At 69.8% G+C, this 18,876-nt stretch carries 15 protein-coding genes, 2 tRNA genes and 1 pseudogene; 10 read left to right on the top strand and 8 right to left on the bottom strand.

Annotated features, from left to right (window positions below; genetic code table 11):
- Positions 1–146 precede the first annotated feature (146 nt).
- The 7 genes from OG395_RS33125 to OG395_RS33095 all read left to right on the top strand — a co-directional run bounded on the left by OG395_RS33125 (position 147) and on the right by OG395_RS33095 (position 5,471).
- Positions 147–1,136 carry a D-2-hydroxyacid dehydrogenase gene (locus OG395_RS33125; protein ID WP_327246192.1) on the top strand — a complete coding sequence of 330 codons (990 nt, stop codon included), beginning with the start codon at positions 147–149 and terminating at the stop codon, positions 1,134–1,136.
- A gap of 125 nt (positions 1,137–1,261) precedes the next feature.
- Positions 1,262–2,164: an ectoine/hydroxyectoine ABC transporter substrate-binding protein EhuB gene (ehuB, locus tag OG395_RS33120; RefSeq protein ID WP_327246191.1), complete on the top strand. Its 903-nt coding sequence runs from the start codon at positions 1,262–1,264 to the stop codon at positions 2,162–2,164.
- A gap of 46 nt (positions 2,165–2,210) precedes the next feature.
- Entirely contained in the window at positions 2,211–2,951 is a 741-nt protein-coding gene (gene ehuC / locus OG395_RS33115; protein ID WP_327246190.1) for an ectoine/hydroxyectoine ABC transporter permease subunit EhuC, read from the top strand.
- The gene (gene ehuD, locus OG395_RS33110; RefSeq protein ID WP_327246189.1) at positions 2,948–3,589 is read left to right on the top strand and encodes an ectoine/hydroxyectoine ABC transporter permease subunit EhuD; all 642 of its coding nucleotides are present in this window, start codon (positions 2,948–2,950) and stop codon (positions 3,587–3,589) included. Before ehuC ends, ehuD begins: the two co-directional genes overlap by 4 nt.
- Complete coding sequence (ehuA, locus tag OG395_RS33105; protein WP_327246188.1) at positions 3,579–4,409, top strand: ectoine/hydroxyectoine ABC transporter ATP-binding protein EhuA; 831 nt, start codon at positions 3,579–3,581, stop codon at positions 4,407–4,409. Before ehuD ends, ehuA begins: the two co-directional genes overlap by 11 nt.
- A gap of 167 nt (positions 4,410–4,576) precedes the next feature.
- Complete coding sequence (locus tag OG395_RS33100; RefSeq protein ID WP_327246187.1) at positions 4,577–5,335, top strand: IclR family transcriptional regulator; 759 nt, start codon at positions 4,577–4,579, stop codon at positions 5,333–5,335.
- Positions 5,336–5,397: 62 nt separating this feature from the next.
- A tRNA-Lys gene (locus tag OG395_RS33095) sits at positions 5,398–5,471 on the top strand.
- A gap of 119 nt (positions 5,472–5,590) precedes the next feature.
- Here OG395_RS33095 and OG395_RS33090 read toward each other — a convergent pair.
- The 5 genes and pseudogenes from OG395_RS33090 to OG395_RS33070 form a co-directional block, all read right to left on the bottom strand.
- Entirely contained in the window at positions 5,591–7,258 is a 1,668-nt protein-coding gene (locus OG395_RS33090) for an AMP-binding protein (RefSeq protein ID WP_327246186.1), read from the bottom strand.
- Between the two features lie 26 nt (positions 7,259–7,284).
- The gene (locus tag OG395_RS33085; protein ID WP_327246185.1) at positions 7,285–7,875 is read right to left on the bottom strand and encodes a lytic polysaccharide monooxygenase auxiliary activity family 9 protein; all 591 of its coding nucleotides are present in this window, start codon (positions 7,873–7,875) and stop codon (positions 7,285–7,287) included.
- Positions 7,876–8,035: 160 nt separating this feature from the next.
- Complete coding sequence (locus OG395_RS33080) at positions 8,036–9,688, bottom strand: SPFH domain-containing protein (protein WP_442818624.1); 1,653 nt, start codon at positions 9,686–9,688, stop codon at positions 8,036–8,038.
- Between the two features lie 25 nt (positions 9,689–9,713).
- Complete coding sequence (locus OG395_RS33075) at positions 9,714–11,042, bottom strand: peptidoglycan-binding protein (protein ID WP_442818780.1); 1,329 nt, start codon at positions 11,040–11,042, stop codon at positions 9,714–9,716.
- A gap of 332 nt (positions 11,043–11,374) precedes the next feature.
- Positions 11,375–11,573: pseudogene (locus tag OG395_RS33070) on the bottom strand (peptidoglycan-binding protein); the annotation flags it as partial.
- A 184-nt stretch (positions 11,574–11,757) separates the two neighbouring features.
- Between OG395_RS33070 and OG395_RS33065 the strand changes: the two are divergent.
- The 3 genes from OG395_RS33065 (at position 11,758) to OG395_RS33055 (ending at position 16,165) form a co-directional block, all read left to right on the top strand.
- Positions 11,758–11,831: transfer RNA gene (locus tag OG395_RS33065), tRNA-Lys, on the top strand.
- Between the two features lie 480 nt (positions 11,832–12,311).
- Positions 12,312–14,234 (top strand): glycosyltransferase family 2 protein, encoded by a 1,923-nt coding sequence (locus tag OG395_RS33060; RefSeq protein ID WP_327246183.1) that lies wholly within the window; start codon positions 12,312–12,314, stop codon positions 14,232–14,234.
- Positions 14,231–16,165 (top strand): galactose oxidase early set domain-containing protein, encoded by a 1,935-nt coding sequence (locus OG395_RS33055; protein WP_327246182.1) that lies wholly within the window; start codon positions 14,231–14,233, stop codon positions 16,163–16,165. The genes OG395_RS33060 and OG395_RS33055 overlap by 4 nt, the downstream gene beginning before the upstream one ends.
- 99 nt (positions 16,166–16,264) lie before the next feature.
- On the opposite strand, the gene OG395_RS33050 is transcribed toward OG395_RS33055, so the two are convergent.
- The 3 genes from OG395_RS33050 to OG395_RS33040 form a co-directional block, all read right to left on the bottom strand.
- Entirely contained in the window at positions 16,265–17,257 is a 993-nt protein-coding gene (locus tag OG395_RS33050) for a glycoside hydrolase family 6 protein (protein ID WP_327246181.1), read from the bottom strand.
- 291 nt (positions 17,258–17,548) lie between these two features.
- Positions 17,549–18,232, bottom strand: a complete 684-nt coding sequence (locus tag OG395_RS33045; RefSeq protein ID WP_327246180.1) for a class F sortase — start codon at positions 18,230–18,232, stop codon at positions 17,549–17,551.
- 5 nt (positions 18,233–18,237) lie between these two features.
- Positions 18,238–18,810 carry a hypothetical protein gene (locus OG395_RS33040; protein WP_327246179.1) on the bottom strand — a complete coding sequence of 191 codons (573 nt, stop codon included), beginning with the start codon at positions 18,808–18,810 and terminating at the stop codon, positions 18,238–18,240.
- Positions 18,811–18,876 lie beyond the last annotated feature (66 nt).

Here is an 18,876-nt window from a genome sequence, read left to right as displayed (position 1 = left end):
ACCGCTGTACTGCCGCTGCCCTCCCCTCTGCCCAGTATTCCTCCGGCGCCCGTACCCCTGTCGACCTTGGCGTTGACGGGCGCGGACCTGGGTGCGAGCGTGGTCAATCCGCACATCTCAGACGTTGACGAGGCGACCACTCCCTGATGTCAGAGCCCACCCTCCTCGTACTGGACGCCGACCCGCCGCCGCGCCTCGGCCGGCTGACCGGTCGGGTCCGGATCCGCTCCGTGGACGAGGCCGGCCTCGCCGCGGAGCTGCCGCACGCCGACGCCCTGCTCGTGTGGGACTTCACCTCCGACGCGGTACGCGCCGCCTGGCCCGGCGACGGACCGCGGCCCCGGTGGGTGCATACGGCCAGCGCGGGAGTGGACCGGCTGCTCTGCCCGGAGCTGGCCGGGTCCGACACCGTGCTGACCAACGCACGGGGCATCTTCGAGCAGCCGATCGCCGAGTACGTGCTGGGCCTGGTGCTCGCTTTCGCCAAGGACGTCCCCGGCACGCTGGAGCTGCAGCGCCGGCGGAGCTGGCACCACCGCGAGTCGCAGCAGCTCGCGGGCACCCGCGCGGTCGTCGTCGGGGCCGGGCCGATCGGCCGGGAGATCACCCGGCTGCTCAACGCACTGGGCGTCCAGGTGGCACTCGTGGGGCGTACGGCGCGGCGCACCATCCATGGCGCCGATGATCTGGACCGGCTGGCAGCGCTCGCCGACTGGGTGATCTGCGCGGCGCCCCTGACGGAACGGACGCGCGGGATGTTCGACGCGCGGTTCTTCGGGCTGATGCAGCCTTCGGCCCGCTTCATCAATGTGGGACGAGGTCCCATGGTCGTCGAGGGTGATCTCGCCGACGCGCTGCGCCGACGGTGGATCGCGGGCGCGGCGCTCGACGTCTTCCAGCACGAACCGCTCGCTCCGGACAGTGAACTGTGGGACGTACCGGGGCTGATCGTCTCCCCGCACATGAGCGGCGACACCGTGGGCTGGCGGGACCGGCTGGGCGAGCAGTTCGTGGAGATGTACGAACGGTGGGCGGCCGGGGAGCCGTTGCCGAACGTGGTCGACAAGCAGCGCGGATACATTCCCTCACCGGATGTCCCCGGAGCCCCGAACGGCGTTGACACGTCTGCGCATTGAGACACGAAGAGGTCACCTTCCGGACACCGTTCGGTCACACCGGGCCGCTTCCTGCATAGACGCACGGGATCGGGCAGGCGTTCCCCCTGTCCGAACTGTTCGTCCGTTCCAGGAGATTGCACACCATGGCCGACTTCCCGAACCTGTCCCGCCGGGGCTTTCTCAGCCGCTCAACAGCCGTGGGCGGCCTGCTCGTCGTGCCCGGCGCGCTCGCGGCGTGCAGCAAGACCGCCTCCGGTGGCACGGACGGCGCGGGTGCGCTCGACAAGCTCCGCAAGCAGGGCTTCGTCCGGGTCGCGTACGCCAACGAGGCCCCGTACGGCTACCTGGAGGGCAAGGAGCTCAAGGGTGAGGCGCCCACTCTGCACCGGGAGATCTTCAAGGCGCTCGGGGTCGAGGAGCTGAAGCCCACCCTCTCCGAGTGGGACGGGCTGATTCCCGGGCTGCAGGCCGGGAAGTACGACGTGGTCAGCGCGGGCATGGCGATCACCCCCGAGCGCTGTGCCAACGCCCTTTTCTCCGAGCCGGAGTTCATCTCGCCGACCGCGCTGATGGTGAAGAAGGGCAACCCGAAGAAGGTCACGGATCTGGCGTCGGCGAAGGCCGCCGGTATCACCGTCGGTGTGATGTCGGGTGCGGTCGAGGACTCGTACGCCGAGGGCGCGGGCATCTCGAAGGAGAAGATCAAGACGCTGCAGAAGCCGCAGGACGGCGCCGACGCGGTCAAGGGCGGCAGGATCGACGCCTTCCTGCTCACCGGGATCTCGCTGCGCTGGCTCGCGAAGACCAACCCGGGCACCGAGGTCACCGAGGCGTTCCTGCCGGAGCTCGACGGGAAGAAGCAGTACAGCCCCGGCGGCGCCGTCTTCCGCAAGGGCAACGAGGACCTGCGGGACTCCTTCAACCGCGAACTGAAGAAGATCGTGTCCGACAGCTCGCGCTATGTGGAGCTGCTCCAGGAGTACGGCTTCGGCGCCACCGAGCTCCCGCCGGCCACGCTGCGGACGGCGGATCTGTGCAAGGGCTGACGGGACCGGCGGGGCCGGCCACGCCGACAGGGACGGGCAGCGCCGCATGAGCGACTTCTTCTCCGCCCTCTCCGACAATCTCCCCCAGCTCCGGTCGGGGCTGTGGGTCACCCTTCAGGCCACGGTGCTGGGCTCGCTGCTCGCCCTGCTCCTGTCGTTCGTCCTCGGGCTGATGGCCATCAGCAGGATGCTTGCGGTGCGCGGTGCGTCCCGGGTGGTCGTGGAGTTCTTCCGCGGCACCTCCCTCTACATCCAGCTGTTCTGGCTGTACTACGCGATGCCGCCGCTGACCGGGTACGAACTGACGCCGCTGCTCTGCGGCGTCGTCGCGTTCGGCCTCAACTACGGGGCGTACGGCTCCGAGGTGGTGCGCGGCGCCATCAACTCCGTACCGCGTGCCCAGCACGAAGCGGCCGTCGCACTGAACCTGACACCGGTCCAGCGGATGCGGAAGGTGATTCTGCCGCAGGCCTGGGTGCAGATGATTCCGCCCTTCACCAATCTGCTGATCCAGCTGCTGAAGTGCACGCCGCTGCTGTGGCTGATCTCCGCGGCCGATCTGATGACCGTGATCCAGCAGCTGCGCGACCGTACCGGTGAGACCTTCACCGCGTATCTGACCCTGCTGGCGGTCTACTTCGTCCTCGCGTACGCGCTGACCCTGCTGATGAACCTGCTCGAGCGGACCGCCAAGCGGCGGCTCGGACTGCCGACCGGCGCGGGCTCCCTGCTGCGCACCCGCTCCGCGGTGGACGCCGTGGCGACGACCGCCGGAGGTGCCCGGTGAGCGGCTTCGACTGGAACGCCGCGGGCGACGTCCTGCCCCTGGTCCTTCAAGGGTTCGAGGTCACACTGCTGGCGACGGTGCTCGGCACGCTCGTCGCGGCCGTCCTCGGGCTGGCCGTCGCGGTCGCCGGGCGGGCGCCGAGCCGGTTCGTGACCGTGCCGGTGCGGGCCGTCATGGAGTTCATCCGGTCCACCCCGCTGCTGGTCCAGCTGGTGGGCGCGGCAGCTTTTTTCACCTCGGTGGAGCCGCTGACCATCGGCATCGTGGTGCTGGGTGTCCACTACGCCGCCTACACCTCCGAGGTGTACCGCGCCGGGATCGACGGTGTGCCGAAGGGCCAGTGGGAGGCCTGCCGGGCGCTCTCGCTGTCGCCGCGGCGGACCTGGCAGGCCGTGGTCCTGCCGCAGGCGGTACGCAAGGTGCTGCCCGCCCTCGGCAACTACGCGATCTCCATGTTCAAGGAGACCCCGTTCCTCGCCGTGATCACGGTGCAGGAAATGGTCTTCGAGGCCCGCAGGTACGGGGCGAACCACTTCGCGTACACCGAGGCATTCACGCTCGCCGGACTGGTCTTCCTGGTCGCGAGCTACCCCACCTCACTGCTGATGAGAAAGCTGGAGAAGCGCCTTGGCCACTGAACCTCTCCCCCTGCAGAAGACGGCGGCCGCAGTGCCCGAGGACGCCGCGGGCACGGACGCCCTGGTCCGCTTCGACCGCGTGGTCAAGCGGTACGGCGACCATGTCGTCCTCGACGAGCTGGACTTCTCGGTGCGGCGCGGCGAGCACGTCACGCTGATCGGGCCGAGCGGCTCGGGAAAGACCACGATCCTGCGGCTCCTGATGACGCTGGAGAAGGTGAGCGACGGCGTGATCTGGGTGGACGGCGCGCCGTTGTCCCATGTCCGGACGCCGGACGGCGGCCTGAAGCCGGCGAGTGAGAAACATCTGCGCGCGGCCCGGAAGAAAATCGGGATGGTCTTCCAGCAGTTCAATCTGTTCCCGAACATGAAGGTGCTGCAGAACATCACCGAGGCACCGATCAGCGTGCTGGGCATCGACCGGGACGAGGCGGAGAGCCGCGCGCGCGAGCTGCTCGACCTGGTGGGGCTGGCCGGGAAGATCGACGCGCACCCGTCCCAGCTCTCCGGCGGCCAGCAGCAGCGGGTGGCGATCGCCCGGGCGCTGGCGATGCGGCCGGAGATCCTGCTGCTGGACGAGGTGACGTCCGCGCTCGACCCGGAACTGGTGGCGGGCGTGCTGGACCTGCTGTCCGACATCGCCCGGACCACCGACATCACCATGCTCTGCGTGACCCACGAGATGAATTTCGCCCGTGACGTCTCGGAGAAGGTGCTGATGTTCGACGCAGGGCGGGTGGTGGAGGCCGGTCCGCCGGAAAAAATCTTCACAGCTCCCGAACATGAACGTACGCGCGATTTCCTCGACGCGGTGCTGTGACCTCGCCGTCCATCGATTTGTCATTGACTCTGGCATATGCCAGACAGGTGCGCCCCAGCTGACAGCGCCGGGGCGCACCGAGAACTCATCAACAGCCCCCCACCGAACGCCTCTTGGCGGCTATCGTGGTGCACAAGCTTGCGGTCACAACCTGGTGGGGGGAAACCGTGGCGTTGAAGCCCGAACCGACCGCACCGTTCCACTCGGTGCAGTACGCCCTTCGTGTTCTCGAAACGGTCTCCAAGCACGGCACCGGCGTCACGGACACCCAGATCTCCCGGGAGACGGGACTGCCACTGGGGCATCTCGCCTCACTGCTGCTGACGCTGCGCCGCGAGGGCTACGTCGAGCAGGTGTCCGACGGCGCCTATGTGATCGGCGCCTCACTCCTGCTGCTCGGCTCCGGCGCCGCCCGCAGGCAGGCACTGGAGAACAAGCTCCAGCAGATCCTGGACCAGCTGCGCGATTCGGTCGGCGCCGCGGTGTACATAAGCCGGTACGTCGACGGCGAGATCCGGGTCACGCAGTACGCCGACGGTCCGCACACCCCCGCGGTCAACGAGTGGGTGGACTTCCGGTCCGCCGCGCACGCCAGCGCGATCGGCAAGTGCCTGCTGACCCAGCTCGACCAGAACGGCCGCCGCGACCATCTCTCGCGCCACAAGATCGCCCGGCTCACCTCGCGGACCATCACCAGTGAGAAGGTCCTCTTCTCCAAGCTGGACAGCCAGCCGGCGACGGTCCCGGTGCTCGACCTCCAGGAGTACGCGGTGGGCACCGTCTGCGCGGCCGTGCCGCTCACGGCGGGCTCCTCGGCCGGCTGCCTGGCGCTGTCGCTGCCCATCGAGCACGCGCACCGGCTGCGCGCGGCGGCGAACACGCTGAACCGGCGGGCGGCTCCGGTCCTGCTGTCACTGGCCCTCTAGGACCCTGGTCGGCACGTGTCATCAGCACCCCTGAGGACCGGGTATTATTTTCGAGTCAGCAGGCGCCGCTAGCTCAGTTGGTTAGAGCAGCTGACTCTTAATCAGCGGGTCCGGGGTTCGAGTCCCTGGCGGCGCACAGACAACGCCCAGGGCGGTTCACGTACACACGTGAACCGCCCTGGGCGTTTTCGCGGTCCGCCGCTCCGTACACGCGTGTCACGCAGGCGCACCGGACAACCCTCAGCCGAGTCGCCCTCAGTCGCCGGACGACACCAGGTGGGCGCGCCCGTGCGCCTCGTACTCGCCGAGCAGGGCGGCCAGCTCCGCGCCCCGCAGCCTTTCGTAGGGTCCGCCGGCCCCGTTCCACCAGACCGGGTCGGCGCTCCGGAAGCCCTCGCGGCGGAGCGCCACCCGGTGCACCTTGTTCGTCGCCGTGACCGGCATCGCCGCGACGATGCGTACGAAGCGGGGCGCCATCTTCGTCCCCAGGTCCGATTGGGCCGCCAGGAACGCGGCGAATCCGCCGGGGTCGAAGGCCGCCCCCTCGCGCAGCGCCAGCGCCGCCATCACCTGGTCGCCGGCCATCGGGTCCGGCACCGCGTACACCGCGACGGCCGCCGCGTCCGCCCAGCGGGCCAGGATGTTCTCGATCATCGCGGCGGCCAGGTTCTCGCTGTCGACCCGCAGCCGGTCGTCCGTCCGGCCCGCGAAGTAGAGGAAGCCGGCCGGGTCGCGGAAGAAGAGGTCCCCGGTCCAGTACCAGCCGCCGCGCACCCGGGCCGCGTCCGCCTCCGCGTTGCGCCAGTAGCCTTCGAAGGGCGTACGGCCCCGGTTGACCAATTCTCCTATCGCATCGTCCCCGTTGAGCAGCCGCCCGCGCGCGTCGAGGACCGCCGCAGCCCGTTCCTCGCCGGTCTCCGGGTCGACGACGGCGAGATCGTCACGGGGGGACGCCCGGCCGACAGCGCCCGGCGGGGTGTCCGGGGTCCGCTGTATCGCCGCGCCGCCCTCGGACGATCCGTACCCCTCCACCAGCCGCACCCCGAACCGCTCCCGGAACCGGGTCGCGTCCACGGCGCCCGCCTCCGTGCCGAATCCGAGCCGCAGCGGATGGTCACGGTCGTCGGGGCGCTCGGGGGTGGCCAGCAGGTATTGCACGGCGCGGCCGACATAGGTGAAGTACGTGGCCCCGTGCGTGCGCACGTCGTCGAGGAAGCCGGAGGCCGAGAACCGGCGGCGCAGGGCGACCGCGGCGCCGCCCGCCAGCGCGGGGGCCCAGTCGGCGATCACGGCGTTGCCGTGGAACATCGGCATGCAGATGTAGTGGACGTCGTCGCGCCGCACCCCGAAGTGGTCGACCAGCGACTGTCCGGCCGCCGCCAGTCGCCCCTGGGTGCAGATCGCGGCCTTGGGCGCACCGGTCGACCCCGAGGTGAAGTAGAGCAGCATCCGGGTCCCGCGCCCGACCTCCCGGAGCACAGCCTCGCCCGGCTTCGCCCCGGCATATCCGGCGAGCAGCGCGGTGTACGCGTCGGTGTCGGTGACCAGCACCCGTACGCCCGGCAGATCGAGCCCGTCGAGCAGCGGCAGATGTGCGCTTTCGGTGACCAGGACCCGGCAGTCGGTGTGCAGGATGTCGCGGGCCAGCTCGGCTCCGCGGCGGGTCGGGTTGATGCCCGCGACGGCGGCCCCGGCCAGGGCCGCCGCGCTCAGCCAGAGTGGGAATTCGGGGGTGTTGTCGAGCAGTACCCCCAGGTGCGGTTCGCCGTCCGCCGACAGCAGATCCGCCAGGAGCGCGGCCCGCACGGCAGCTCCGGAGGCGACCTGGTGGTGGCTGAGGACGGTGTCCTCGTGCTTCAACCCTGGCCGGTGGTCGCCCCATTGGCGCTGTACGAGCTCCGCTACGGTGCCTGCGCTCCCCATGGCGCCGCACGGTAACTGACTACACGTCAGAATTGAACATCGGAGCACGCATAGAACGCGTTCCCGGTGTCCGCGATGGTCCAGACGCTGAGGATGATGTGCTTCCCGGTCTTCTGGGTGGGGATGGTGCCCTGCTGCGTCAGGGTCGCCGGGGGCCGCTGACCGCCGTACGGCACGGTCATGAACGGCTGCGACTCAAGCGCCGCCCTGGTGAGCGGCTTGGTGGGGTCCCAGCCGTTCTTGGTGATGTAGTACCGGAAGTCGGTCGTGGCGTGCTGGGCGGTGAACTGCCAGCGGAAGCTGAAGCCCTGGCCTGCGGTGACCTTGGTGGCGGGCCAGTTGCCGCCGCGCGGGTCGTCCAGCGCGGCGAAGTTGTCGTGGCCGCCGGAGCAGATCTTGCCGTCCGCCGGACCTGCCGCCGGGAAGCCCTTGGGAGCCTCGACGCTCTGCGGTTCCCACTGGATGGCGCCACAGTCGGTGACGGTGCCGTTGGCGCAGAGCTTCTGGCGGCTGATGGGGTTGTCGGTGTAGCCGTGGCTGCCGGCGCTGCTCGTCGCGAACATCGAGACGCCCGTTATCGCCAGGCCGACTACGGCCGCGCTTGCCCTTTTACGCATTGCTGTCGCTCCTCAAGAACGTGGGGGAGGTTCCATGAGCACTGCTGCGCGCGTGGTCGTGCGGTCTAGACCAAGCCTTAGATTATTGACGGAGCATGAACATGTCCAGACCAATGGGAACGGGATCCCGGTTCGCCGCGGACGCGGTACGGAGGCGCCGTCAGGCCCCGCCCCCACCGCTGCGTCCGGTGTAGAAGGCCACCGTCAAGTCCTTGACCAGCGCCTTCCGTTCATAATCGTCGAGCTCCACGAGGCCACGCGCGGTCAGCCGGTTGACCGTGTCGTCCACCGCGTCGACCACCGAAGTCAGCACACTGTCCCGGTGCTTGGCGTCAATGGCGGCGATCCTGCGACGCTGCATCGCGGCGGCGAGCTCCGGTGCGTACTCGATGCCGGTCGGCTGCGCGGAGTACACCTCGATGCCCACCGGCTCGCACTCCGCCTTCAGCGTCCCGGTCAGCGCGTTACCGACCGCCTCCGCGTTGCGCAGTGTGTGGGCGTCCTCGTGGAACGCGTCGGCGGGCAGCTGCGACAGGACTCGTGCCATCGCCGCCTCGACCTGCTCGCGCAGGTACTTCTCGTGGTCCGCCACCCCGAGCGTCGCCCGCACGGTGTCCTTGATCCGCCACACGACGAGGACGACGACGCGCAGCGCCGTACCGTTCGCATCCACCGTGCGCAGCGGTTCGCTGCGCCAGTGCCGGAGCCGCACGTCGACCCGGCGGCGCCGCAGCAGCGGGCTGACCCAGACGAGTCCCGTCCGCCGCACGCTCCCCCGGTAGGCACCGAAGAGCGTCATCACCCATGCGTACCCGACGCGACCGCGAGTCAGACCGCCGAACGCGAAGAGCACCACGGTCACCAGGGCGGCGAGCGCCGCCCCTGCCCCGATGCCGATGCCCTCGTACGGGCGCGAGCCGATCCCGAGCCGGGCGAGCACCCCGGCGGGCAGCGCGCCGGCCCACCACAGCACCGCCCCACCGCCGGCCATCCCGGCCAGACCGGCGAGCGCCCCGGCCCACCCGGGCAGCGCGGGCCCCGGCTTCTCGGTCAGCCGCGGATCGCCCACCGGCGCGGGCCTGGTGGGAGCCTGCACCTGCATCCGGCGCGCGACGGGCACCCGCCGCAGGGCCGCCGCCTGCTGGCCGCCGCCGGTCCCCCGGGCGAGACCGGCAGGCAGAGCGGCGGCGTCGGGGCGCTCGGACTCGCCGGCGAAGAGGAGGCGTACGGGGATGGAGCGGGTGTGCTCCTGGGCGATGACGACGTGCCGCCGCCCGGTCACCGCTTCGTCGGGTTCCGACACCGGTACAGGGGCCGATTCGGATTCCTGTACGGGGACGGCTTCGGCAGCCGAGGCGGGCACAGGCACTGTGCGGGGCGGTGTGCCGTGCGGCCCGTCGGGGCCGGGTTCGGTCCGAGCCGGTGGCGTGGTGTCGGACCGGGCGCCCAGGAGCGGGCGGGTCAGCAGGTACGAACCCGGGGCGAGGGCCGGCGCCGAAGCCCCGGCCGGAACCGACACCGAGGCCGAGGCCGCACCGAATGCGGGGTCCGTCGCGTCAGCCGGAACCAGGTCGAGCACGAGGTCGAGGAGGGCATCCGGCCCGGCCTCCGTCTCCGTCCCCGCACCGGAGCCGCCCCCAGCCTCCACGCCCGGAACCGATGCCGGACCGGCGCCCGGCCAGATGTCCGCACCCGCGTCCTGGCCGGCCCCGACGCCCGAGGCGCCCTCCGTGGCGTCCACTCCGCCGCTCATCGGCTCCCGTTCCTTCCCGTCCTCCGGGATTCCGGAGCTGCCCGACACCGTGGATCGCATTCCCGCCTCCGTCATGTCCGTGTTCTCACGCGAAGAGTCGCCGCCAGGTCTCCGGGCCCGGGTATCCGTCGGCCTCGGTGCCCCGCCAGCCCTGGGCGCGCTGGAAGGCCTCGACGTTGCGCCGGTCCGCCTCCGTCCATCGGGGTCCGGGGCCCGACCTGTAGTACTTGCCGTATCCCTTCTTCACCAACTGTCTGCCGAGCCTGTCGACATGGCTGTTGGACCGACCCGGCCGGAAATAGCTCCGGCCGGGGAAGGCCGGGGCCGCATGCGAACCGCTCCCCTGACTGTCGCCGCCCACGCTTCCGCTTGCGCTCGCCGGGATGTCGCGGCCGGTCCCGTTCACCAGCAGGCGCCAGGTGTGCGGGCCGGGGAAGCCGTCGGCCTCCGTGCCCTTCCAGCCCTGTGCCCTCTGGAACGCCCGGGTCGCACGCCGGTCGGCGTGGCCCCAGCCCGGCCCGGGTCCGACCTTGTAGAAGTGCCTTCCGCCTCGGTCCACGAGCATCCGTCCGAGCTGGGTGATGTACGTGTTGCTGACACCCGCACCGAATTTCGTGGTGCCCGGGAACGCCGTCGCCGACCCGCTGCCTCCCGCTCCGGCTCCGCTGCCGACCTTGTCGGTTCCGGTGGTCAGGCCCTTGTAGCGGTACGGAACGTATTTGCCCGAGTTGGTCCAGTAGGCCATGGGCGTCGTCTGCTTGCGCGTGTGCGCAGGAGTCTGTTCGTAGGCCGTGTAATGGGTGTGCGTGTAATCGGTCCAGCCTCCGAAGATCGTGACGTGCGAGCCCTTCGAGGGGTCGGCCGGGTTGTGGAAGAGCAGCATGTCGCCGGGCTGCAGCTCCGAGCGCGCGATCCGGGTCCCGTACTCGGCGAGGCTGCCCGTCCACTCGTTGCGATTCAGCTTCCAGGCCATCGACACATAGCCGGAGCAGTCCTGCCGATACCCGTCGGACCAGTACTTCGCCATGCTGTACGGGACCTTCGCGCTCACCCACTTCTTGGCCCGGTTGATGATGTCCGCCCGGGTCACCTTGCTCAGTGCCGGTTTCGAACCGCCGGACGACGGCGGTCCCGGGGCCCCGGCGCCGCTCAGCGGACCGGGCATGCCCTGCGGGTTACCCACATCCGCATCGGCCGGACCCGAGACCGGATCTGCCGTCTCGTCCCTCCGGGCGGACCCGGGCGCCGGCCCTGTCACCACGCTCACCGCCTCGGCGGCACCGGGCTTCAGCGGACCGGGCATGCCCTGCGGATTACCCACATCCGGATCAACCGGCCCCAGATCGCCCGCGTCGCCCGCATCGTCCTGATCCGTCGCCCCATCCGTCGAGCCGGTCCTCAGCGGACCGGGCATGCCCTGCGGATTACCCACATCCGGATCAACCGGCCCCAGATCGCCCGCATCGCCCGCATCGTCCTGATCCGTCGCCCCATCCGTCGAGCCGGTCCTCAGCGGACCGGGCATGCCCTGCGGATTACCCACATCCGGATCAACCGGCCCCAGATCGCCCGCATCGCCCGCATCGTCCTGATCCGTCGCCCCATCCGTCGAGCCGGTCCTCAGCGGACCGGGCATGCCCTGCGGATTACCCACATCCGCATCGACCTGCCCCGGGTCGCCCGCATCGCCCGGATCCGTCGTCCCGTCCGTCCGGGCGGACCCGGGCGCAAGCCCGGTCACCGCGCTCACCGCCTCGGCCGCACCGGCGCTCAGCACCACGCCGGCCGCCGTGGCCAGCACCAGCACGCGCCGTGCACCATGCGCGGCGGGGTGCCCTCCGTACCGCGTGGGCAGGGCACGAGCGGCGGCGCGCCGTTGTGCGGCGCACCCCGCACAGGTGCAGTCGATGGCGGGCACGTACTCCTCGAAGGCCGGCACAGTCATGCGAATCCTCTCGGCACTCGTCAAGATCTTTTGGCGCGTCCGCACGGGCGTCAGTGTCTCAACTCTCCTGACATATTTCATTTTGACGGATAGAATGGAAAAAACGACCATCCGACAGGCCGCGACGGGCCGGAAATGGTCAGGAGCATCCCCTCGCATCGGGTAGAGTTCTCCAGGTCAGCAGGCGCCGCTAGCTCAGTTGGTTAGAGCAGCTGACTCTTAATCAGCGGGTCCGGGGTTCGAGTCCCTGGCGGCGCACGCAGAGTCAAGGCCCCCTCACTCCACGTGAGGGGGCCTTGTTCGTGTGCCATCGCCCCATCCATGGCCGGCGGGCGAGCCACGAGCCGCCTCCCGGGGACCGAAAGGCTCCCCCGGTACACCTCCACGCGCCCCCTCCGCAAGAGCTACCCAAATCGCTCATATGACCGGCAAATAGCCCGTTTCGCCCTTGCGATCACGACCTGGGTCATACAACCTGTCATGGGGTCATCAGCCGCAACCGAGCTGATGACGACCGCAGTTGGGGGCAGTATCAGGGGGAAGTTCCGGTTTGCGCGTACCGCGGGATGGGGGTCCCGCTCATGGACGGATGCCGAAGGGCACCGGGCGACCGGAAAGGCGCCTCCCATGAGGGGACGGCGCCCACCAGAGAGTTCGTCCGCCGCGATCGAGGGGGATGCGCGGCGGACGAGACGACCGACCGACCGCGCAGCCAGCATGCGCGCAGGGGGATGACCCATGACGTCGACGCCGACAGGCGCCCGGCAGAACAACGACCCTTCCCGGACCACGCAGCTGCGGATATCCCCGCAGCCCCGGACCGGGGGCGGGCGCCACCCGAAGAAGGCGCTGCCCCGCTACGACTACGAGCACTACAGCCGACTCGCCGGGCCACTGACCCTGCCCGATCCGAGCAGACCGTACTCCGTGCAGTACCGCTCGCTGCTCTCGCAGGAACCGCACAGACTCCGCGCGGCGCTCCTGCTCGGCGCCGCACCGCTCGTCTCGCTCGGCCTGTTCGCATGGCTGATGCAGCCCGCACACTGGACCCAGCGCGATCCCCACCTCAAGAACGACACGCTGCTGATCCTCGACGTCGTCATGCTCGTCTCGATCGGTCTGATCGAGCTCTTCCGCACCATGAACGTCCTGTCGAACGCGCACGCGACACTGATCGCGCGCGACCCGGTCCCGGTCGTGCCGGAGCCCGGCACCCGGGTCGCCTTCCTCACCTCCTTCGTCCCGGGCAAGGAGCCCCTGGAGATGGTGACGAAGACCCTCGAAGCGGCGGTCCGCATCAGGCACCGCGGACTGATGCACGTCTGGCTGCTCGACGAGGGCGACGACCCGGCTGTCAAGGCGGTCTGCGCCCGGCTCGGGGTGCACCACTTCTCCCGCAAGGGCGTCGCGCACTGGAACCGGGCCACGGGCGCGCACCGCGCGAAGACCAAGCACGGCAACTACAACGCCTGGCTCGACGCGCACGGCGGCGCGTACGACTTCTTCGCCTCGGTCGACACCGATCACGTGCCACTGCCCAACTACCTGGAGCGGATGCTCGGCTACTTCCGCGACCCGGACGTCGGCTTCGTCATCGGCCCGCAGGTCTACGGCAACTACGACACGTTCGTCACGAAGGCCGCCGAATCCCAGCAGTTCCTCTTCCACGCGCTGATCCAGCGCGCGGGCAACCGCTACGGCGCCCCGATGTTCGTCGGGACCAGCAACGCCGTGCGGATCTCCGCCCTCAAACAGATCGGCGGTCTGTACGACTCGATCACCGAGGACATGGCGACCGGCTTCGAGATGCACCGCGCGCGCAACCCGCACACCGGCCGGAAGTGGCGCTCGGTCTACACCCCGGACGTGCTGGCCGTCGGCGAGGGCCCGACCGCGTGGACGGACTTCTTCACCCAGCAGCTGCGCTGGTCACGGGGGACGTACGAGACGATTCTCAAGCAGTACTGGAGAGGGATCGGGACACTCCCCGTCGGCAAGCTCTTCAACTACACGATGATGATCATCTTCTATCCGATGTCCGCCCTGAACTGGATCCTCGCGGCGCTCAGTTGCGCGCTGTTCCTGGGCATGGGCGCCTCCGGCGTGCAGATCGACCCGGTCGTCTGGATGATGCTGTACGGCAACGCATCGGCGCTCCAGATCGGTCTGTACATCTGGAACCGGCGGCACAATGTGTCGCCGCACGAGCCGGAGGGCTCCGGCGGTCTGGCGGGGATGATGATGTCCGCGCTCTCCGCCCCGGTCTACGCGCGGTCCCTGATGGATGCCGTGCTGCGTCGCAAGAGCTCGTTCGTGGTGACGCCCAAGGGCGACTCGTCCAGCCCCGACACGTTGTTCGGCACCTTCCGTATCCATCTCTTCTTCATGCTGGTCTTCGGCGGTTCGATCGCCGCCTCCTTCGTCCTCGGCCACAGCCATCCCGCGATGCTCACCTGGGCCGCGCTGGCGCTGCTGATCACGGCGGCGCCGATCTTCGGCTGGCGGTACACCGTCCACGCGGAGAAGAAGCAGCGGCGCGGCGGACCACCCCCGCGGGACGGCGCACCGGCTCGCCGGCCTGCGCATGCCCCGCAGGGGAGGCCGCACTGGGTGTCGGACGAGCAGACCGTGCAGATCTTTCTGGGGGGACGTAACCAATGACGTACCGTCCTGGCCGCCGTACCCGCCGCATGGCGATCAGTACGGCGGTGGTCCTGGCGCTCGCGGGGGCCAACGGGCCGTGGCTGTACCGCGTCAGCAGCGAGCGCTACCACGAATACAAGATCAACAAGCCGGAGTACAAGGCCTCCAACGGCCACTGGGACTTCCTCGACGTCCCGTCCGGGTTCCGGATCAATACGATCCATGCCGCGCTGCTGCACACCGGCAAGGTGCTGCTCGTCGCGGGCTCCGGCAACAACCAGAAGAACTTCGACGCGAAGAGCTTCCGGTCGGTGCTGTGGGACCCGAGGGCCGGCACGTTCACGAACATACCCACGCCCAAGGACATGTTCTGCTCCGGTCACACCCAACTGCCGGACGGCCGACTGCTGATAGCCGGCGGCACGAAGCGGTACGAGAAACTGAAGGGCGATGTCACCAAGGCGGGCGGCCTGATGATCGTCCACAACGAGGACCCGGACAAACCGGTCACCCTGCCCGCGGGCACCCGGTTCACCGGCAAGGAGAACGGCAGGACGTTCGTCTCGAAGGATCCGGTGCTGGTCGAGACGGCCACCAAGGCCTTCGACAGGAAGACCGGCGCGTTCCTGCGCAACGACCCCGGGCTCGGCCGGATCTACGTCGAGGCCCAGAAGTCCGGTACGGCGTACGAGACGGGCACCCAGGACAACTATCGGATCTCCGGGCTCTCCGGCTCCGACACACGGAACGTGTACGGGATCGCCCAGAAGCTCGCCCTCGACAAGAAGGACTTCCAGGGCATCCGGGAGGCGTTCGAGTTCGACCCGGTGGCGGAGAAGTACATCACCGTCGATCCGATGAACGAGGCGCGCTGGTACCCGACGCTGACCACGCTGAAGGACGGCAGGGTCCTGGCCCTGTCCGGACTCGACGAGATCGGTCAGATCGTGCCCGGCAAGGACGAGATCTACGACCCCCGGACGAAGAAGTGGGCGTACACCGGCACCGTCCGGAAGTTCCCCACCTACCCCGCGGTCTTCCTGCTGAACGACGGCCGGCTCTTCTACTCCGGCTCGAACGCCGGGTACGGTCCGGCGGACATCGGCCGCGCGCCGGGCGTCTGGGACCTTGCGACGAATACGTTCGAGGAGATCCCCGGGCTGAGCGACGCCCGCGAGATGGAGACATCGGCGACGGTACGGCTGCCACCCGCCCAGGACGAGAAGTTCATGGTCATCGGCGGGGGCGGTGTGGGTGAGTCGGACAGGTCCAGCAAGAAGTCCCGGCTCGTGGACCTGAAGGTCGCCGAGCCGAGATTCAGGGACGGCGCGGCGCTCACCGAGGGCACGCGCTACCCGAGCGCGTCGCTGCTGCCCGACGACTCGGTGCTCGTCACCGGCGGGTCGAGCGACTACCGCGGGCGCAGCGGCTCGAACGTCCTGCAGGCCCGGCTGTACGACGCGCAGACGGACACGTACCGGAGGGTGGCGGATCCGGAGGTCGGACGGAACTATCACTCGGGGTCGCTGCTGCTGCCCGACGGGCGCGTCATGATCTTCGGCTCGGACTCGCTGTACGCCGACAAGGCGAACACCCGCCCGGGCGTCTTCGAGCAGCGCATCGAGATCTACACGCCGCCCTACCTGTACCGCGGCTCACGGCCGGAGCTGACAGCCGGGCCGAAAAGCATTCGACGCGGCGGTACGGGGGTGTTCACGACCGGGCAGGGATCGACGATCACGTCGGCGAAGCTGATGCGGCCGAGCGCGGTGACGCATGTGACGGACACGGACCAGCGGTCCGTGGCGCTGGGGCTGAAGCGGACGGCGGGGGGTATCGCCGTGACGGTGCCGGGGAACCGGGCCCTGGTGCCGTCGGGGTGGTACATGCTGTTCGTGACCGATGCGAAGGGGACGCCGTCGAAGGGGACGTGGGTGCAAGTCCCCTAGGTCCTCTCGTTTGGATCATGCCGGGGGCCCGGACGGCGCAGCCCCGTCGAGCCCGTCCGGAGGCCGGGGCAGAGAACCGGCCACCGGACGCCCCCGGTACTACTTCGTGTTGCGGGCCAGCCCCAGCGCGTACTCCGGCCACCACTCCCCCGCTTTCGGTCCTCCCTTGCACGCGCCGTCCGACTCCCCCGGACGCTTGATCCAGAGGTATGCGTCGACCAGGTCCTCACCCGTGTCCGTGGTCGGGGGTTCGCCCAGGGCCCGACCCGGTGGGTTGCACCAGTTCTCCTTGGGGTCGCCCTCGTCGTACGGGCCGTTGCCGTTGCGGCTCGTGTCGATGACGAACGGCTTGTTGCCGACCTTCACCGACAGCCGCTTTCCGAAGTCCGTACTGGCCGCCGTGGTCTGGAAGTTGGCGACGTTGACCGCGAAGCCGTCCGCGTCCGCGATGCCCGCCTGCCGGAGCGGCTGGAAGAGCGCGTCCGGGGTGCGCCAGCCCGCGTTGCCCGCGTCCATGTAGACGCGCGTGTGCGGCAGTTGCTTCAGCCGTTGAACGGCGCCCTTGAGCAGGTCGTACCGCTCCTCGTGGAACTCCTGCGGGGTGCAGCCGTCGATCAGGTGCAACAGCGCGTCCGGCTCCAGGATCACCGTGGTGCGACGGTCGCCGATGCCCTTCGCCACGCTCTCCAGCCAGGCACGGTACGCGTCGCCGTCCGCGGCGCCGCCCTTCGAGAACTGGCCGCAGTCACGGTGCGGGATGTTGTAGAGGACCAGCAGCGCCTCCCGGCCGGCCTTCCGGGCCGCCTCGGTGAAGCCCTGCGCCTCCGCCTCGGGATTGTCCGGGCCGATCCACTCCCCGACCGGCTGCCGGGCGATCTTCTTGATCAGGCCGGCGTTCCTGTCGTTGCCGGCCTTGGTGTAGGCGGCGACCTGCCGGGCCGCGTTCCCGTCCGGGTTGACCCAGTAGGGGGCGCTCCCGGCGGGGCGCTCGTCGCCCCCGGAGGACGAGGACGAAGAACATCCTGCGAGCAGCAGCGTCACGGCCAGCGCCGCCGCCCCCGCACCGGACCGGCCGGTGTAGTTGCCGTACATCCACTCCCCCTTGGGCGCCGGACAAGACCGGGCGAATCCATCCTGACACACCCAGACGGCGAACGACGGAGAGCGACCAGTTCTGGACGTATCGTCAAATATCTGTTGGATGTGGGCAGTTGTGCGCCCTACAGTGACGCGTAGTGGCCCACACGCCCCCCTTTGCCTCCCGTGTCGGCGCCGGGCTTCTCCCGCAGCCCGCGCACCGCGGTCGAGGACCGGCCCGGTCGGCACCCCGGGGGAAAGCGGGCGGCCGGCCGGGCCAGGTGTACCCATCCACCGGACCTTCCGCTACGCGGACTTGCCCGCGGACGGCTTCTCGCCGGTCAGGTACGCCGAGACGACCACATTGGCGTTGTACTCGTGCGACGCGCGGTCGAACGTGCCGCCGCAGGTGATCAGCCGCAGCTCCGCCCGGCCGTCCTTGCGGGGCCCGTAGGCCTTGTGGGCGTCGAAGCGTTCCCGGGTGAAGACCTGGACGTCGTCGATGGTGAATTCGGCGACCGAGCCGTCCGTCCGGACGACCCGGATCTTCGCGCCGGGGCGGGCCGCGCTCAGTCCGTAGAAGACGGCCGGTTTGGTCTCGGTGTCGACGTGGCCGACGAGGAGCGCGGCGCCCGCCGCGCCGGGTCGGGTGCCGTTGCCGTACCAGCCGACGGTCTGCGGTTTCGCGAACGATGGCGGGTCGATCGCCCCCGCCTTGTCCAGGCCGCGGGCGACGACGGGGGCCCGGACTCCTATCGAGGGAATCTCGATGCGTTCCGGCGCCGCGCCCTTGATCGGGGCGTGCGCCGCGGGCAGTGGTACGCCGTGGGGGCGCCCGACGGCCGCGATGTCACCGGTGGTCGGGGCGGAGCTGGCGCCGGAGCCGTCGGTGATACCGCGACCCCAGAGCCACAGTCCCAGGAGCAGGGTGGCCCAGGCCACTCCGGTGAGCAGTCGGCCGGTCCCTGCCGGGCGGTTCGAGGCGGACATCTCGTTCAGTCCGCGGTCGGGCGGCGACGGCGGGCGCTGCGGAGGGTCACGGCGACGACCGCGACGGCGGCCAGGGCCAGCCCGAGCACGGCGTGCGCGGTGCCGGGGCCGTCCTGCTCGGCCGTCTGCTCGGTGAGGACGGCGGTGCCTCCGCCACCGGCGCGGACCGGGGCGATCGGGGTGAGCGGTTGGGAACGGTCACCTGCGACGACGGTGACGGTTCCGGACACCCTGGTGTCCTGGTCGCCGTCACAGGTCACCCAGATGTCGTACGCGCCGGGTGCGGCGTCGGAGCGAATCCTGGCACGGGTGATGAGCCCGTTGCGGTCGTCGGCCGAGAAACGCGCATCGGAGGCGAAGGCATCGGAGATCCCTTTGGCCTCCTTGCCCTTGCAGCCGTCGACCTGCAGGTCCACGTCATCGCCGGGGGCGAGGGAGGACGGGGTCACCGAGAGGGTGGCGTGGGACTTCGAGTCCTTCCCGGAGCCGGAGCCGGAGTCGGCCAGTGCGGCGGGAGCGGGTATCAGTGTCGCCGCGATCACCGCGGCCCCACAGAACGTGAGGGGTATGGAACGCATCGTGAACCTCCTTAAGGCAGGTTCACGCGTCCGGCGGCTTTTCGCATCCGCAGGGGGCAGCGACTG

Origin of the sequence: Streptomyces sp. NBC_01320 (genome assembly GCF_035974375.1) — a bacterium.
GTDB lineage: Bacteria > Actinomycetota > Actinomycetes > Streptomycetales > Streptomycetaceae > Streptomyces > Streptomyces yanii.
This window is presented reverse-complemented; position numbering and strand designations above follow the sequence as displayed.

Excerpts from the sequence above, each read along its gene's own strand:
- OG395_RS33045 (WP_327246180.1), bottom strand. The coding sequence starts at position 18,232 with ATGTCCGCCTCGAACCGCCCGGCAGGGACCGGCCGACTGCTCACCGGA.
- OG395_RS33050 (WP_327246181.1), bottom strand. The coding sequence starts at position 17,257 with ATGTACGGCAACTACACCGGCCGGTCCGGTGCGGGGGCGGCGGCGCTG.
- OG395_RS33075 (WP_442818780.1), bottom strand. The coding sequence starts at position 11,042 with ATGCCCGGTCCGCTGAGGACCGGCTCGACGGATGGGGCGACGGATCAG.
- OG395_RS33090 (WP_327246186.1), bottom strand. The coding sequence starts at position 7,258 with ATGGGGAGCGCAGGCACCGTAGCGGAGCTCGTACAGCGCCAATGGGGC.
- OG395_RS33060 (WP_327246183.1), top strand. The coding sequence starts at position 12,312 with ATGACGTCGACGCCGACAGGCGCCCGGCAGAACAACGACCCTTCCCGG.
- OG395_RS33125 (WP_327246192.1), top strand. The coding sequence starts at position 147 with ATGTCAGAGCCCACCCTCCTCGTACTGGACGCCGACCCGCCGCCGCGC.
- OG395_RS33080 (WP_442818624.1), bottom strand. The coding sequence starts at position 9,688 with ATGCGATCCACGGTGTCGGGCAGCTCCGGAATCCCGGAGGACGGGAAG.
- ehuB (WP_327246191.1), top strand. The coding sequence starts at position 1,262 with ATGGCCGACTTCCCGAACCTGTCCCGCCGGGGCTTTCTCAGCCGCTCA.
- OG395_RS33085 (WP_327246185.1), bottom strand. The coding sequence starts at position 7,875 with ATGCGTAAAAGGGCAAGCGCGGCCGTAGTCGGCCTGGCGATAACGGGC.
- ehuC (WP_327246190.1), top strand. The coding sequence starts at position 2,211 with ATGAGCGACTTCTTCTCCGCCCTCTCCGACAATCTCCCCCAGCTCCGG.
- OG395_RS33040 (WP_327246179.1), bottom strand. The coding sequence starts at position 18,810 with ATGCGTTCCATACCCCTCACGTTCTGTGGGGCCGCGGTGATCGCGGCG.
- OG395_RS33055 (WP_327246182.1), top strand. The coding sequence starts at position 14,231 with ATGACGTACCGTCCTGGCCGCCGTACCCGCCGCATGGCGATCAGTACG.